Origin of the sequence: Azorhizobium sp. AG788, from assembly GCF_943371865.1 — a bacterium.
GTDB lineage: Bacteria > Pseudomonadota > Alphaproteobacteria > Rhizobiales > Xanthobacteraceae > Azorhizobium.
In genome coordinates this window covers 1-14,338 of record NZ_CALRWL010000048.1, presented here as the reverse complement: position 1 = coordinate 14,338, position 14,338 = coordinate 1, and the positions used below count along the sequence as shown (strand labels likewise).

Below are 14,338 nucleotides of genomic sequence, written 5' to 3'. Positions count from 1 at the left end.
CCATGGCGTTTGAGGTCTCCCGCCCGCTGCGGTTCGGCGATTGCGATCCCGCCGGCATCGCCTATTTCCCCGCCTATCTGGATATCCTGGTGGGGGTGGTGGAGGAGTTCTTCGCCGCCGTCGGCGCGCCTTGGCCGACCCTGCATCACGAGCGGGGCATGGCGGTGCCGACCGTGCGGCTGGACCTCACCTTCGTGCGCCCGGGCCTCCATGGCGACGTGATGGACTTCTCCCTCCGCGTGGCGGCGGTCGGTGGCAGTTCGCTGGATCTGGTGCATGAGGTGCGGGTGGGCGAGACGCTGATCTGGAGCGCCACCCAGCGTCTGGTCGCCACCTCCACCACCAGCAAGAAGGCCATGCGCTGGCCCGACGACATCCGCGCCGGCCTGATGGCCCATCTGGAGCCCGCGGCGGTTTAGCTCCTGGCGCCGCGCGCGGTGGCGGAGGGCAAGACGCCGAAGCGCGCCCGATAGGCGGCGGCGAACAGCCCCAGATGGTTGAAGCCGAACGCCAACGCGAGGCGGGCAATGTCGCCTTGGCCCGCCCGTCCGGCCGCCAGTTCCCCATGCACCCGCTCCAGCCGCAGCGCCTTGAGCACGCCCAGCGGCGTCTCGCCCCGCGCGCTGCGAAACACCCGGTGCAGGGTGCGGGCGCTGGTGCCGGCAGCGGCGGCGATGTCGTCCAACGTGATCGGCTGGTCGAGATTGTCGGCCATGAAGCGCTCCGCCCGCTGCACATAATGCGGGATGGCGGACGCGGACGGCGCGATCGCCGGCGCCGCTGCGGGCCGGGACGGCGACAGCGCGTCGGCGAGCGCGGTGAGCAGGCAGTCCTCCAGCCGGTCGGCGAAGGCGCTGGACTGAAGGCCGTGCGGATCGGCTTCGATCTCGCCCACCAGAAAGCCCGCCAGCCGGGACAGGGCGCCGCCCGCCGACCCGGCCAAGGACAGGCCGCCCTCTCGCGCCCGCGCGGTCTCGAACGCGCTGCTGAGGCCGGGCACAGCGGCGGCGGCGCCGGCGCGCAGATCCAGGATCAGCATGCGGGTGGCAGGGGCAAATTCCAGATCCAGGGCGCAGCTGGGGGCCACCAGTTCCGCCGCCTTGCCTGCGGCATAGACCCGGCTTTCGCCGCGCGGGGCGTGGGAGGCGAAGCTGCCGGCCAAGGGAATTTGCAGCAGGGCAAGGCTGCCATGCCGCTCCACCTGCACCCGTGCCCGCCCGCCCAGGCGCACCAGGGTCAGGCCCAGGCGGCGCATGCGGACATGGCGGATCTCGGTGCGATAGCTCTCCCGCGGCTGCCCGGCGATGCGGCAGGGGCGCAGCAGGTCGGACATGGTGGCCTCGAACTCGTCCAGCGAAGACGATCGGCGCCACAGGTTGCCGCACACCGCAGTCATCCCCGATCCCCTCCGCTGTTTTATTTGAGAGTTAAAGTATCACCCGGCGCGGAAGCCGCAAGACCGGCGAAAAGCCGAGCGCGGCGCCGATGTTTCTGGCGCTGGGGCGACACGGCGGCGCTGGGGCGATAGCGCCCCCTTGCATCGTCGCTAGAGTCGCAGGATACGGACGGCCCGAAGGGTGACCGCCGAACAACCAGAGGTCGGACATGAAAGTCATCGTCATTGGCGGCGGCATCGGCGGCTTGACCACCGCGCTCATGCTGCATGCCCGCGGCATTCCCTGCGAGGTGTTCGAGGCCGCCGTGCAGGTGCGCGAGCTGGGCGTCGGCATCAACGTGCTGCCCCATGCCATTCGCGAATTGGCCGGTCTCGGCCTGCTGCCGGAACTGGATCGGGTGGCAATCCGCACCCACGAACTGTTCTATATGACCCGCGCCGGCCAGGAGATCTGGCGTGAGCCGCGCGGGGTGGATGCGGGCTATGACGTGCCGCAATTCTCCATCCATCGCGGCTATCTGCAGAAGCTGCTGCTGGAGGCGGTGCTGGAGCGCCTCGGCCCCCAGGCGGTGCACATGGGGCAGCCCTGCACCGGCTTTTCCCAGGATGAAGGCGGCGTCACCGCGCATTTCGCCCCCGGCGCGGCGCTGGCGCAGGCGCGTGGTGACGTGCTGATCGCCGCCGACGGCATCCATTCCGCTGTGCGCCGCCAGATGTTCCCCAATGAGCCGGGCCTGAAATGGAACGGCGTGATGATGTGGCGCGGCGCGGTGGAGACCGATCCGTTCCTGGATGGCCGCTCCATGGTGGTGGCTGGCGGCTTCACCTACAAATTGGTGCTCTATCCCATCGCGCCCGGCCGCACGCCGGGGAAAGTGCTGACCAATTGGGTCGTGACCCATCGGGTGGACCCCGAAACCACCGCGCCCCCGCGCCGCGAGGACTGGAACCGGCGCGGCACCCATGACGAACTCATGCCCCACGTGGAGAAATTCGGCGTCGCGGTGATCGACCTGCCGGCTTTGGTGCGGGCGACGCCGGACTTCTATGAATATCCCATGTGTGACCGCGACCCGCTGCCCTGGTGGACCGAAGGCCGGGTGACATTGCTGGGGGATGCGGCCCATCCCATGTATCCGGTGGGCTCCAATGGTGCCAGCCAGGCCATCATCGATGCCCGCGCGCTGGCGGATGCGCTGGCCAGCAGCGAGCACGGCCGCGCGGCGCTGGCCGCCTATGCGGCGCAGCGGCTACCGGCCACGGCGGAAATCGTGCGGCTCAACCGCCAGGGTGGCCCGGAAGGGGTGATCGACGAAGTGGAGCGCCGCGCCCCGGAGGGTTGCGCGGATCTCGATGCGGTGATCTCGTTCGAGGAACGCCGCGCCATCGTTCGCGGCTATGCCGCCGCCGCCGGCTTCACCCAGGATCAGGTCAACCGGCCGAGCGCCTGATACGCGATCATCGAACACCCGAACATCGAACACAAGGAGAGTGAGCCCATGACCATCATGCATCCCGGCATCACCAAGGCCGGCGAGTCGGTGGAGAACATTGTCTGGAACATTCTCGGCCAGACCTATGTGCCCAAGCACGTGTGCGAAAGCTCCATGTCCTGGCACGCCACCTTCCCGCCCGGCACCTTCGTGCCGCCGCACATCCACACCACCCAGGACGAGTTCATCTACATGCTGGAAGGCCGCTTCGACCTGCTGCTGGACGGCAAGGACGTGGTGGCGACCGCCGGCGACCTGATCCGCCTGCCGCGCAACATTCCCCACGGCATTTTCAACAAGTCCGACCAGCCGGTGAAGTGCGTGTTCTGGGTCTCGCCCACCGCCAAGCTGTGGGAGCTGTTCACCAAGATCGACGGCGTGCCTGACCCCGCCGAAGTGGTGCGCCTGGCAGCTTTGTGCGACGTGGATTTCCTGCCGCCGCCCGGCGCCTGAGACCATCGTCTGAAAACAGAAAACCGGCGGCAGGGCCCCCCTGCCGCCGTTTTTTTTAATCCCCGTGAAGCGGACGCTTGGCGTCTCCCTCTCCGTTCGTCATGCGCGGGCTTGTCCCGCGCATCCGCGCCGAGCCGACGGCGCGGACCTCTCCGGATTGCACCAAGCGGCGCCGCGTGGATCCCCGGATCAAGTCCGGGGATGACGGTGCTCTGTGGGAAGAGCGGTCGCGCGAGAGGCGAGAGAGGCGCGGAAGTCGTGGTCCCCGCTCACGCCTCGGCGGTGGGCGGCGCGCTTTCGGCTTTCTGGCGCAGGGCGAAGCGTTGCAGCTTGCCGGATTCCGTGCGGGGCAGGGCGTCCATCCATTCGATGGCGCGGGGATATTTATAGGGCGCCAGATCCGCCTTCACATGCTCCTGCAAGGCTTTCAGCGTGGCGGGATCGTGGGGCACGCCCTCGTGCAGCACCACATAGGCCTTGACGATGCTGCCGCGCTCGGGATCGGGGGCGGCCACCACGCCGCATTCCGCCACCGCCGGATGGGCCAGCAGGCTCGCCTCCACTTCAGGCCCGGCGATGTTGTAGCCAGCGGAGACGATCATGTCGTCATTGCGGGCCTGGTACCAGAAGTAGCCGTCGGCATCCATCAGGTAGGTGTCGCCGGTGATGTTCCAGCGGTCCTGCACATAGACGGCCTGGCGGGCATCGGCCAGGTAGCGGCAGCCGATGGGGCCGCGCACGGCGAGGCGGCCGGGCGTGCCCGGCGGACAGGGCGCGCCGGTCTCGTCGATCACCTTGGCCTCATAGCCCGGCACCGGCTTGCCGGTGGCGCCGGGGCGGATGTCCTCCTCGCGGGCGGAAATGAAGATGTGCAGCAGTTCGGTGGCGCCGATGCCGTCCAGCAGCTTCAGGCCGGTGGCGGCTTCCCAGGCATGGAAGGTGGGCACGGGCAACTTCTCGCCCGCCGACACGCACTTGCGCAAAGAGGAGAGGTCATAATCGGCGATGCGCGCCAGCATGGCGCGATAGGCGGTGGGGGCGGTGAAGCAGATGGTGGGGCGGAAGGTGCCGATGGCGCGGGCCAGATCGTCCGGCCCGGTCTTGGCCGGCAGCACGGCGGAGGCGCCGATGCGGAACGGGAACAGCACCAGCCCGCCAAGGCCGAAGGTGAAGGCCAAAGGCGGCGAGCCGATGAAGATGTCGTCGGGGCTCGCGCGCAGGATTTCCTTGGCGTAGCAGTCGCAGATGATCAGCAGATCACGCTGATAATGGATGGTGGCCTTGGGCAGGCCGGTGGTGCCCGAGGTGAAGCCCAGCAGGCAGGGATCATCGGACCGTGTGGGGGCGGCCTCGAACACATCCGGCAGGCCCTCCAGCAACGGGGCAAGCTCGCCCTGCGCGGTGCCGCTCCAGGTGACCACCCGGCGCAGATAGGCATTGCCCGCCGCCGCCTTCTCCATTTCCTCGGCCAGAGCGGCATCGCACAAGGCGAGGCTGATCTCAGCCTTGTCGATGATCTGGACCAATTCCTTGGCCCGCAACAACGGCATGGTGGCCACCACGATGCCGCCGGCCTTGATGATCGCCAGATAGAGCGCGACCATGGTGGGGGTGTTGGCGGCGCGCAGCAGCACCCTATTGCCCGGCACCAGGCCAAGGCGCGACACCAGCATGTGGGCCATGCGGTCGATCACGCGGGAGAGGTCGGCATAGGTCCAGGTGAGGTCCGGGGCGCGCAGCGCCACCCGGTCGCCGCGGCCCTCCCGCACATGCCGGTCCACCAGCTCGACGGTGGCGTTCAGCGTTTCGGGATAGCCCAGCGCCTCCAGATTGATGAAGTCCGGCTGCATCTCCACGGGGGGCAAATTGTCGAGGACGAAGGTGTCCAAATGGGCGGTGGGGCGCATGGGAGGTGTCTCGCTCTGGATCTTGGCTTGATGGCCGGCGCCGCTCTGGCGGGGCGCTCGGTCGGCTGTGCGCGGTTTCGTCAGGGTGTTCAGTCGGCGGCGGGCGGCTGGTCCTTGCCGGGCGGCTCCGGCCGGTCGCGGGCGGCGCCCACGGAGCCCTTGAGGCGGCCGAGGCGCATCCACAGTTCCTCCTGCTCGCGGGCATTGAGCCCGCCCAGCAGTTCGCCGATCCATTCGCTGTGCTGCTTGGCCATGACAGTGAAATCCGCCCGCCCGCGCGGGGTCAGGCGCACGAAGGCGGCGCGGCGATCGGTCTCGCTGACCTGCCGCTCAACCAGGCCCTCCTGCACCAGGCGTTCCACCAGCCCGGTGAGATTGCCGTTGGAAACCATCATGCGGCGGGAGAGTTCGCCCAGCAGCATGCCGTCCGGGGCGCGCTCCAATTGGGCCATGAGGTCGAAGCGGGGCAGGGTGGTGTCGAATTCCTCGCGCAGCCGCTTGCGGATTTCGGCCTCGATCATGTTGGAACAGGTGAGCAGCCGCAGCCACAGCCGCAATTCGGTGCGGTGATCCTCGGGATTCTCGCGGACCTTGAATTCGGCATCGATGTAATCGACGGTCTTGTTCATGGCTTGGCTCACATCTGGCGTCCCGCCCGGGGCGGATCGCGTCCCATCGACTTAACTATTTTACGCATAAACTAAATGGACGGAGATCCCCCCGCCACAGCCGCTCCCGCCCGTTCACACGTGCAGGAACCGCTCCTTGATCTCCGGCGTGCTGCGCAGGGCTTCGCTGGTGCCGGACCACACCACGCGCCCCTTCTCGATCACCACATGGCGATCGGCGAAGCGGGCCAGCGCCTCCACATTCTTGTCGATCACCAGGATCGCCTCGCCCTCGGCCTTGATGGCGCGCAGGCAGGCCCAGATCTCCTCGCGGATGAGCGGGGCCAGCCCCTCCGTGGCCTCGTCCAGCACCACCAGGCGCGGATTGGTGAGCAGGGCGCGGCCGATGGCCAGCATCTGCTGTTCGCCGCCGGACAATTGGTTGCCCATATTGCGGCGGCGTTCCTTCAGGCGCGGGAACAGCTTGTAGACGCTCTCCAGGGTCCAGCGCGCGGCGCCGCCGCCGGCGCGGCCGGTGGCGATGAGGTTTTCCTCCACGCTCAAGGTGGGGAAGATCTGGCGGCCTTCCGGCACCAGCCCCAGGCCGCTGCGGGCGATGAGATGGGGGGATTTGCCCGCCATGTCCTGGCCGTCGATCAGTACCCGCCCGGCGCGCGGGCGCAGCAGGCCGAAGATGGACTTGATGGTGGTGGTCTTGCCCATGCCGTTGCGGCCCAGCAGCGTCACCACCTCGCCGGCACCCACCGAAAAATCGATGCCGAACAGGATGCGGGAATCCCCATAGGCGCTTTCCAGGCCTTCGACCTTCAGCATCACGCCGCCTCCTCTTCGCCCAGATAGGCCGCGCGCACGGCAGGATCGGCGCGCACCTCCGCCGGGGTGCCGGTGGCGATCAGCCGGCCATAGACCAGCACGCTGACGCGGTCCGCCAGCGCGAACACCGCTTCCATGTCGTGCTCGATCAGCACCAAGGTATGGGTGGTGCGCAATTCCTGCATCAGGGCCACCAGCCGTTCGGATTCCTCGTGGCCGGTGCCGGCCAGCGGCTCGTCCAGCAGCAGCATGCGGGCGCCGGTGGCCAGCGCGATGGCCAGTTCCAATTGGCGTTTCTCGCCATGGGACAGGCTGCCGGCCCGGCGCTGGGCGCGATCTTCCAGGCCGAAGCGGGTGAGCACCGCCATGGCCTCGTCAATGAGGCGCTTCTCATGGGCGGCGGGGGCAAAGAAGCGGAAGCTGGAGCCGGAGCGGGCCTGCACCGCCATGGCGGCATTTTCCAGCACCGAGAAGCCGTCCAGCAGCGAGGTGATCTGGAACGAGCGCGCCAGCCCGCGCTTGACCCGCTGCACCATGTCGAGGCGCGAGATGTCCTCGCCGGCAAAGGTGACGCTGCCGCTGTCGCTGCGCAGGCTGCCGGCCAATTGGTGGATCAGCGTGGTCTTGCCGGCGCCGTTGGGGCCGATGATGGCGTGCAGTTCGCCCGCGCCCACCTCCAGGCTGACGCCATCGGTGACGGTGAGGGCGCCATAGGCCTTGTGCAGGCCCTCCACCTTCAGCAGCGGCCCGGTGTGGGGGCGATGGGCTGAGGACAGGATCATGAGCGCTCTCCCCCGCTGAGCCGCTTGGCGAGGCCGCTGATGCCGCCCTTGCTGAACAGCACCACCAGCACCAGCAAGAGGCCGAGGCCCAGCTTCCAATGCTCGGAGAAGCCGGCGAGGATTTCCTCCAGCAGCAGCAGAGCGGCGGCACCGGCGATGGGGCCGGCCAGCGTGCCCATGCCCCCCAGCACCACCATGACGATGAGTTCGCCCGAGCGCTGCCAGCTCATATAGGCCGGGGCGACGAATTCCACCTGATTGGCCAGGAACACCCCGGCGAGCGAGGCCACGGCGCCTGCGATGACATAAGTGGTGAGCTGATAGGGGAAGGGGGCAAAGCCGATGGCGCGCATGCGCACCGCATTGTCCCGCGTGCCCCGCAGCACCCGCCCGAAGCGCGAGCCCACCAATTGGCGCAGCAGCACGAACACCGCCACCAGCGTGCCGAGGATGAGATAGAACAGCACCTGGTTGTTCACCAGCAGCGGGGCGCCGAACAGAGTGGAGCGGCTCTTCAGGGTGATGCCGTCATCCCCGCCTAAGGCCGAGAGCGACACCATGAAGAAGAACGCCATCTGCCCGAAGGCCAGCGTGATCATGATGAAATAGATGCCCCGCGTGCGCAGGCAGATGGCGCCGGTCACGAACGCGAACGCCGCCGCCGCCAGGATCGCCACGACGACATGGGCCATGAGATCGTGGATGCCGTAGAGCGAAAGGATCGCCACCGCATAGGCGCCGATGCCGATATAGGCCGCATGGCCGAACGAGACCATGGCGCCATAGCCCAGCACCAGATCCAGCGATAGCGCGGCGATGGCGAAGATCATGATGCGCATGGCGATCACGAGCAGGAAGCTGTCCCCGGTCGCCCCGGCCACCACCGGCACCAGCGCGAGAATGAGGAACATGGCGAGCGCCGCCGCACCGGCGCCGAAGCGCCGCGCCGGGGCAGCGGGGGTGCCGGGCAGGATGTCAGCCTCGGCGGGGGGCGGGAGCTGCGCGTTCAATGCGTGCCTCCCGGTGCGGGGAACAGGCCGCCGGGGCGCACGGCCAGGATCAGCGCCATGAGGATGTAGATGAGCATGGGAGCAAGGGTGCGTCCGGTCTGCGAGGCGGCGGAGGCATCCATCAGCGATCGCAGCAGGATGGGGCCGAAGGTGCGGCCCAGCGTATCCACCAGCCCCACCAGGATGGCGGCCACGAAGGCGCCGCGCACCGAGCCGACGCCGCCGATGACGATGACCACGAAGGTCAGGATGAGCACCTGATCGCCCATGCCCGGATCCACCGACAGCAGGGGCGCGACCATGGCACCGGCAAAGCCGGCCAGCATGGCGCCGAGGCCGAACACCAGCAGGAACAGCCGGCGGATGTCCACGCCCAGCGCCGAGACCATGGCGCGGTTGGTGGCCCCCGCCCGCAGCAGCATGCCGATGCGGGTGCGGTTGACCAGGAGATAGAGCCCGGCGGCGGTGGCAAGGCCGGCGGCGATGATCAGCACGCGGATCATGGGATATTGCATGTTGCCGATCAGCGGCACCGAGCCGGAGAGGATGTCCGGGATCGGCACGCTCAAGGGGGCGGCGCCCCAGATCATCTTCACGCTCTCATTGACGATCATGATGATGCCGAAGGTGGCCAGCACCTGATCAAGATGGTCCCGGTCATAGAGGCGGCGGAACACCAGCATCTCCAGCGCCAGCCCCAGCAGCAAGGTGGCGGGCAGGGCCAAGGCGAGGCCGAAGAAGAAGTCGCCGGTCAGCGCGGTGAAGGTGGCGCAGAGATAGGCGCCGATCATGTATTGCGCGCCGTGGGCGAGGTTGATGAGGTTCATCACCCCGAACACCAGCGTCAGGCCGGCCGCCACCAGGAACAGCAGAATGCCGAACTGGATGCCGTTGAGGGCTTGGAGGAGGAAGAGATTAAACATCGCGGGGCATCAACCGTCCGTCTTCGCCGTGGGTCTTCGCTGGTTACGCAGGTCCGACGCAATGCTGCTGCGGCCTATGACGTCGCAGCGTGCTGTCGGCGGGCATGGCTCCGCCGTGTCCGCGGGGGCGGACCCTGGTGGCCGCCCGGTCGGGGGGCCACAGGCTGTCGTCGAGATGCGGGCGTTCTCCTCCCGCACCGCCGAGGACGGCCCGCACCGAAACCGGCGCGGGCCGCAGCGCCTCACATCTTGCAGGCGGAGACGTAGTTGTCGCGATAGTCGGAGAAGATCTTCTTCACGACGCTGGTGGCATACTTGCCATCGGGCCGCTTCACCGCCTTCACCAGGTAGAAGTCCTGGACCGGATAGTGATTGGGGCCGAAGCTGAAGGTGCCGCGCAGGGACTGGAAGTCCGCCTTTTCCAGCGCTTTGCGCAGGGCATTCTTGTCGGTGATGTTGCCCTTGGTGGCGGTCACCGCGCTGTTGATCAGCAGCGCCGCGTCATAAGCCTGGGCGCCGTAGCTGCCGGGGACGCGGTTGAACTTGGCCACGAACGCATCGGTGAAGGTCTTGGACTGGGCGTTGTCGAAGTCGGGCGCCCAGGTGGCGCCGCCGAGGAAGCCGATGGCGGCGTCCTGTTGCGCGGGCAAGGTGGTCTCGTCCACGGTGAAGGCGGACAGGAACGGGATCTTGCTCAGGCCCGCCTGGCGATACTGCTTCACCAGATTGACGCCCATGCCGCCGGGCATGAAGGCATAGACCGCATCCGGCTGGGCGGCGGCGATCTGCGCCAGCTCGGCGGAAAAATCCAGCTGGCCGAGCGGGGTGAAGATCTCGTTGACCACTTCACCCTTGTAGGAATGCTTGAAGCCGGCCAGCGCATCCTTGCCCGCCTGGTAATTGGGGGCGATCAGGAACACCTTCTTGTAGCCCTGGTCCTGGGCATATTTGCCGGAGACCTCGTGCACCTGGTCGTTCTGGTAGGAAGTGACGAACAGGTTCGGGTTGCAGTCGGCGCCGGCGAGATTCGAGGTGCCGGCATTGGTGCTGATGAGGAAGGCACCGGACGCCGTCACCGGCTTGACGATGGCCGCGAGCACGTTGGAGAAGATCGGCCCGACCACGAAGGTCACGCCGTCGCGCTCCACCATTTCCTTGGCCTTGTTCACCGCCACGTCGGGCTTCTGCTCGTCATCGGCGATGATGATCTCGGCGTCGAGGCCGCCGATCTTGTTGCCGAGCTTCTGCATCGCCAGCAGGAAGCCGTCGCGGGACTGTTCGCCAAGCACCGCGGCCGGGCCGCTGAGCGTGTAGAGCAGCCCGATCTTGATCTTGCCGTCCGCCGCCTGCGCGCCGAAGGCGGTGCAGGCCAGTGCCGCGGCGGTCACCGCCGCCAGAATCCGTTTCACCCGCATTTTGACTCCCCTCAAACAAGCTGCTGGAATGGCTTTGAGCGTTCTTCAGCCGCCCTTCTGAAAATTATTTTACACATAAAATATACGGTCGCAACCGGGATTTGCCCGGAAATCTCCCGGGCCCCTTTTTTGTGCAATGCGGGAGAAATGCGGCGCCGCAGCGCTCGCGATGCGGGCAATCGGATGGTGGCGCCTGCGTCGGAATCAGCCCAAACGGGTCCGGCTTGCCGGCTATAAGTTTAAGCTTGAAATATATTCGGCGGGAGTCCACTGTCGGCCCATGCGCTTGCAGAGGGGCGGGCGGATCGGCGCGCCCCCTCGAATCACATGGGATCCTCATGCCCCTCGCCCCACTGTCCGACGAAATTCCGGCCGGAACCCCGCCTGCGGCCTCCAACCGCGTGCTGCAGCCCGCGGGCTGGGCCAAGCCGCGGGGCTATGCCAATGGGGTGGAGGCGCGCGGGCGCATGGTGTTCGTGGGCGGGCAGATTGGCTGGAACGCGCAATGCGTGTTCGAGGCCAAGGATCTGGCCGGCCAGGTGCGCCAGACTTTGGCGAACATCGTCGCCGTGCTGGCGGAAGGCGGCGCCGGGCCGGAGCACATCACCACCATGACCTGGTACGTGCTGGACCGCAAAGCCTACAGCGCTGCGCTCAAAGACATCGGCGCCGCCTACAAGGCCACCATCGGCCGGCATTTCCCGGCCATGGCCGTGGTTGAGGTGTCCGGGCTGGTGGAAGACGAAGCGCTGGTGGAAATCCAGGCCACCGCGGTGGTGCCGGACTGAGGCGTGCCCGACTGAGGCAAGCCGCGGCCTGAACGGTCAGGCCAGCGCCAAAGCCGCAAGGCCCGCATCTTCCGGAAAACAGGTGCGGAAATGCCCGAGGCTGCCCTTGGCGGCCATGCCCGACAGCAGCCGCGACGCCGGCGTCGGGTCATTGTCCTCGGTGCGCAGGGTGGACAGGAACCAGCTGCGCGAATCCGCCCCCAAAGCAGCGGCGAAATCCCGGCGCCGGCGCGGGGCAGCCAGCAGTTCGTCATAGGTTCTCGCGAAGCCGCGCAAGGTGCCGGCGGCGGTGCGGCCATGCTCCATGTCATAGATCGCCTTCGCCCCCATGCGGGCCACCCGGCGCGGGTTGCGGCGGCTCCAGTCGATCAAAGCGGCGCATTGGTCGGTGGAGCGCACCACGAAGCCGTTGCGGCCATCGCGCACGATGCTGGTCTCGGCCCGATTGTCCCACACGATGGGGGTGGCGCCCACCGACATGGCTTCCACCAGCACATTCTCCGCCGTGCCGTAATGGCCGGGGGTGAGCAGATAGATGAACACGTCCAGTTCGCTGAGCACCGCGCGCGGATCGCTGGCAAAGCCCTCGAAGCGGATGCGCTCGGGATGGCGCATGGCGGCGGCGCGCACCGCCACTTCGCCGAGCGAATCGTGCTGGCCCCAGAGCGAGACCCGCACGTCCTCCTCCACCGCATCGATGGCATCGAAGAAGCCGGGATGCAGCTTGATGAAATCCAGCGTGCCCATATAGCCGAAGCGCAGCGGCTGCACCGGGCAGGCCGGGCGCTGGGGCGGGGCGAAGCCGAAGCCGGAATTGGCCACTCCGAAGGCTTCGGGGCGCGCCCGCACCAGCGGCGCCAGATTGGGCGCCTCCAGGGAGCAGGGCGAGGTGAACAGGGTCTTGTCCGCCAGCTCCACCAGCCGCGCCGGCACCAATGGCGGCGCCAGTCCGGAAATGTGCACCCACAGCGCCAGGCGCATGGCGGGCAGGGAGGTGGTGGCGAGCAAGCCATAGAGGCGGGGATGGTTCCACCACTCCACCTGCACGATATCGGCCGCCTCCACCAAAGCCGACAGCTGGTCCGCATCCGGGCAGATCACCGCGCGATTTCCGGCGGCCACGATCCGGTCCAGATAGGACACGTCCCGGGGCGCCTCCAGCAGGGCATAGGTGCGGGCGATCTTGGCCGCCCGGCCGCGCGCGAACGGCGCAGCCTCGGCCACCGCCGAATGGGCCTTGCCCACGCCGCCGCCGAGATGGGTGGTGATATGCAGGATATTCATGCTGCGGCCATCCGGATGCGGCGGACATCGCCGGGGGCGGGACGTTGGGAGCGAGGGGCGGAAGGGCGAAGCGGCCAGTGAAAGTCCACGGCCATGCGGCCTTCGCGGTCTTTGCCCGGCTTGGTCCGTGCCTTCATGTGACGAGGCCCCACCTTCGACTTCAGCGCGGCGCGCCCGCACCGTGTTCACGCCACCTGAGCAAATCTTGATTGCGCCAAGCTGTGCTGCGCGAGCGCAGCGTCCAGATCCCGCGACGCCAAGTGAATCCGGCCCGCGCCATCAGGTGGGAGTGTCGTTAGGGAAGATGATCTGCGCACTGTCCGCCCCGCCCCGCCCCGCGCCGGCCCGACCCGCCGGACCGGCGGTGCGTTCAGCCGCGATAGCGCGCGAACAGGAGCAGCCCCTCGCCGAACAGCGAGTAGGAGCGCAGGAACAGATCATGCCGGCCCAGGGCGCCCAGCATGGCGGGCACCTCCAGGAACGAGGCCTCGTCGTGGGACAGGCTGATCAACAGATCGCACTGATAGGCCTCCAGCAACGGCATGGCGCCGCGCAGGGCCGGCACTTCCTCGCCCTCCACATGCAGCTTGATGAGCATGCGTGTGGTGGGGGAACAGGCATCGCCGAAGGCGCTTTCGTGGTCATCGCTCAAGGCGCAGGTCTGGCAGGCGATGACCGCGGCACGATCCAGCGCGTCCACGCCCACCAGCCGGGCCGACATCAGGCCATTGGCCACGAACGGCTTGAGGCCGGCACTGTCGCTCAGGGCGCGCGGGTCGATGCGCACGGTGGCATTCATCGTCTCGCCCCAGGCGTCCGCCTTCGCGTGGCAGAGGGCAATGCTCTGCGGGTCCGGCTCGAAGGCGACGATATGAGCGGCGCTGATGCCGGCCTTCTTCAGGCTGTCCAGCAGGCTCAGATTGTAGGCGCCGCAGTCATAAATATAGTCGTATCGCATGCCGGCACGGCCGTACTGGCTGAGGTCATACTTGGTCGGGTCCGGCCGCAGCGGATAATCGTCGCGCAGCTCGCGCCCATAGCGCCAGGCCGCGGCGGCTTCGTAGGTCTGCACCGATTCCGCGTCCGCAAACACCTTCCGCATGCCGCGGATGTGGTCCTGGGTGATTTCGGACGGAGTGAGGCGCCGCCAGCCGTTGGAGAAGACGTCGGGGATCTGCTGGTCGAAGAAGTCATAGACGGTGATGACGTCCGCATGGCCGAGGGTGGCAAGCACCTCCTTGGCAAACGGCGCCGTCACCCGAAAGGCGCTCAGCAGATAGGTCACGCCCGGAACCGGCGCGTGGGTCTTCAGATCGCGGATCTCCACCCCGGACAGGGTGCCGGTGCGGTTGGAGTCCAGCAGAAATTCCGGCGTGGCGACCGTTTCGGGCCACAGGCGGAGGGCCATCTCGCCCAATTGCCCGGCGCCGATCAGCGCAAAGCGC

The 14,338-nt window shown here is 67.7% G+C and carries 14 protein-coding genes; 4 read left to right on the top strand and 10 right to left on the bottom strand.

Annotation, left to right across the window (positions count from 1 at the left end; all coding sequences use genetic code 11):
* The first annotated feature begins 2 nt into the window (after positions 1–2).
* The gene (locus AAG816_RS21780; protein WP_341991789.1) at positions 3–419 is read left to right on the top strand and encodes a thioesterase family protein; all 417 of its coding nucleotides are present in this window, start codon (positions 3–5) and stop codon (positions 417–419) included.
* Here AAG816_RS21780 and AAG816_RS21775 read toward each other — a convergent pair.
* Positions 416–1,396 carry an AraC family transcriptional regulator gene (locus tag AAG816_RS21775; RefSeq protein ID WP_341991788.1) on the bottom strand — a complete coding sequence of 327 codons (981 nt, stop codon included), beginning with the start codon at positions 1,394–1,396 and terminating at the stop codon, positions 416–418. The two genes, AAG816_RS21780 and AAG816_RS21775, sit on opposite strands and share 4 nt — an antisense overlap.
* A 209-nt stretch (positions 1,397–1,605) precedes the next feature.
* Between AAG816_RS21775 and AAG816_RS21770 the strand changes: the two genes are divergently transcribed.
* The gene (locus AAG816_RS21770; RefSeq protein ID WP_341991787.1) at positions 1,606–2,847 is read left to right on the top strand and encodes a flavin-dependent oxidoreductase; all 1,242 of its coding nucleotides are present in this window, start codon (positions 1,606–1,608) and stop codon (positions 2,845–2,847) included.
* Between the two features lie 48 nt (positions 2,848–2,895).
* The gene (locus tag AAG816_RS21765) at positions 2,896–3,342 is read left to right on the top strand and encodes a cupin domain-containing protein (RefSeq protein ID WP_341991786.1); all 447 of its coding nucleotides are present in this window, start codon (positions 2,896–2,898) and stop codon (positions 3,340–3,342) included.
* A 269-nt stretch (positions 3,343–3,611) separates the two neighbouring features.
* On the opposite strand, the gene AAG816_RS21760 is transcribed toward AAG816_RS21765, so the two are convergent.
* From AAG816_RS21760 to AAG816_RS21730, 7 genes are all read right to left on the bottom strand, one after another.
* Positions 3,612–5,249, bottom strand: coding sequence for an AMP-binding protein (locus AAG816_RS21760; RefSeq protein ID WP_341991785.1), 1,638 nt, complete (start codon positions 5,247–5,249; stop codon positions 3,612–3,614).
* 89 nt (positions 5,250–5,338) lie between these two features.
* Complete coding sequence (locus AAG816_RS21755; protein ID WP_341991784.1) at positions 5,339–5,878, bottom strand: MarR family transcriptional regulator; 540 nt, start codon at positions 5,876–5,878, stop codon at positions 5,339–5,341.
* 114 nt (positions 5,879–5,992) lie between these two features.
* Complete coding sequence (locus tag AAG816_RS21750; protein ID WP_341991783.1) at positions 5,993–6,691, bottom strand: ABC transporter ATP-binding protein; 699 nt, start codon at positions 6,689–6,691, stop codon at positions 5,993–5,995.
* A complete protein-coding gene (locus tag AAG816_RS21745) occupies positions 6,691–7,473 on the bottom strand; it encodes an ABC transporter ATP-binding protein (RefSeq protein ID WP_341991782.1) in 783 nt (260 codons plus the stop codon). The genes AAG816_RS21750 and AAG816_RS21745 overlap by 1 nt, the downstream gene beginning before the upstream one ends.
* Positions 7,470–8,384, bottom strand: a complete 915-nt coding sequence (locus tag AAG816_RS21740) for a branched-chain amino acid ABC transporter permease (protein ID WP_341991820.1) — start codon at positions 8,382–8,384, stop codon at positions 7,470–7,472. The genes AAG816_RS21745 and AAG816_RS21740 overlap by 4 nt, the downstream gene beginning before the upstream one ends.
* A gap of 95 nt (positions 8,385–8,479) precedes the next feature.
* Positions 8,480–9,406 (bottom strand): branched-chain amino acid ABC transporter permease, encoded by a 927-nt coding sequence (locus AAG816_RS21735; RefSeq protein WP_341991781.1) that lies wholly within the window; start codon positions 9,404–9,406, stop codon positions 8,480–8,482.
* A gap of 242 nt (positions 9,407–9,648) precedes the next feature.
* Positions 9,649–10,821: an ABC transporter substrate-binding protein gene (locus tag AAG816_RS21730; protein WP_341991780.1), complete on the bottom strand. Its 1,173-nt coding sequence runs from the start codon at positions 10,819–10,821 to the stop codon at positions 9,649–9,651.
* A 338-nt stretch (positions 10,822–11,159) separates the two neighbouring features.
* Between AAG816_RS21730 and AAG816_RS21725 the strand changes: the two genes are divergently transcribed.
* Complete coding sequence (locus AAG816_RS21725) at positions 11,160–11,609, top strand: RidA family protein (protein WP_341991779.1); 450 nt, start codon at positions 11,160–11,162, stop codon at positions 11,607–11,609.
* 36 nt (positions 11,610–11,645) lie between these two features.
* On the opposite strand, the gene AAG816_RS21720 is transcribed toward AAG816_RS21725, so the two are convergent.
* Together AAG816_RS21720 and AAG816_RS21715 are read right to left on the bottom strand one after the other, a co-directional pair.
* Positions 11,646–12,893, bottom strand: coding sequence for a glycosyltransferase (locus tag AAG816_RS21720; protein ID WP_341991778.1), 1,248 nt, complete (start codon positions 12,891–12,893; stop codon positions 11,646–11,648).
* 370 nt (positions 12,894–13,263) lie between these two features.
* Positions 13,264–14,338: hypothetical protein (locus AAG816_RS21715; RefSeq protein WP_341991777.1), on the bottom strand; the 1,075-nt coding region annotated here is incomplete at its 5' end.

Bases quoted from the DNA above. Each gene is read 5' to 3' on its own strand.
- AAG816_RS21765 (WP_341991786.1), top strand. From the start codon at position 2,896: ATGACCATCATGCATCCCGGCATCACCAAGGCCGGCGAGTCGGTGGAG.
- AAG816_RS21755 (WP_341991784.1), bottom strand. From the start codon at position 5,878: ATGAACAAGACCGTCGATTACATCGATGCCGAATTCAAGGTCCGCGAG.
- AAG816_RS21760 (WP_341991785.1), bottom strand. From the start codon at position 5,249: ATGCGCCCCACCGCCCATTTGGACACCTTCGTCCTCGACAATTTGCCC.
- AAG816_RS21745 (WP_341991782.1), bottom strand. From the start codon at position 7,473: ATGATCCTGTCCTCAGCCCATCGCCCCCACACCGGGCCGCTGCTGAAG.
- AAG816_RS21720 (WP_341991778.1), bottom strand. From the start codon at position 12,893: ATGAATATCCTGCATATCACCACCCATCTCGGCGGCGGCGTGGGCAAG.
- AAG816_RS21770 (WP_341991787.1), top strand. From the start codon at position 1,606: ATGAAAGTCATCGTCATTGGCGGCGGCATCGGCGGCTTGACCACCGCG.
- AAG816_RS21740 (WP_341991820.1), bottom strand. From the start codon at position 8,384: ATGTTCCTCATTCTCGCGCTGGTGCCGGTGGTGGCCGGGGCGACCGGG.
- AAG816_RS21725 (WP_341991779.1), top strand. From the start codon at position 11,160: ATGCCCCTCGCCCCACTGTCCGACGAAATTCCGGCCGGAACCCCGCCT.
- AAG816_RS21730 (WP_341991780.1), bottom strand. From the start codon at position 10,821: ATGCGGGTGAAACGGATTCTGGCGGCGGTGACCGCCGCGGCACTGGCC.
- AAG816_RS21780 (WP_341991789.1), top strand. From the start codon at position 3: ATGGCGTTTGAGGTCTCCCGCCCGCTGCGGTTCGGCGATTGCGATCCC.
- AAG816_RS21775 (WP_341991788.1), bottom strand. From the start codon at position 1,396: ATGACTGCGGTGTGCGGCAACCTGTGGCGCCGATCGTCTTCGCTGGAC.
- AAG816_RS21750 (WP_341991783.1), bottom strand. From the start codon at position 6,691: ATGCTGAAGGTCGAAGGCCTGGAAAGCGCCTATGGGGATTCCCGCATC.
- AAG816_RS21735 (WP_341991781.1), bottom strand. From the start codon at position 9,406: ATGTTTAATCTCTTCCTCCTCCAAGCCCTCAACGGCATCCAGTTCGGC.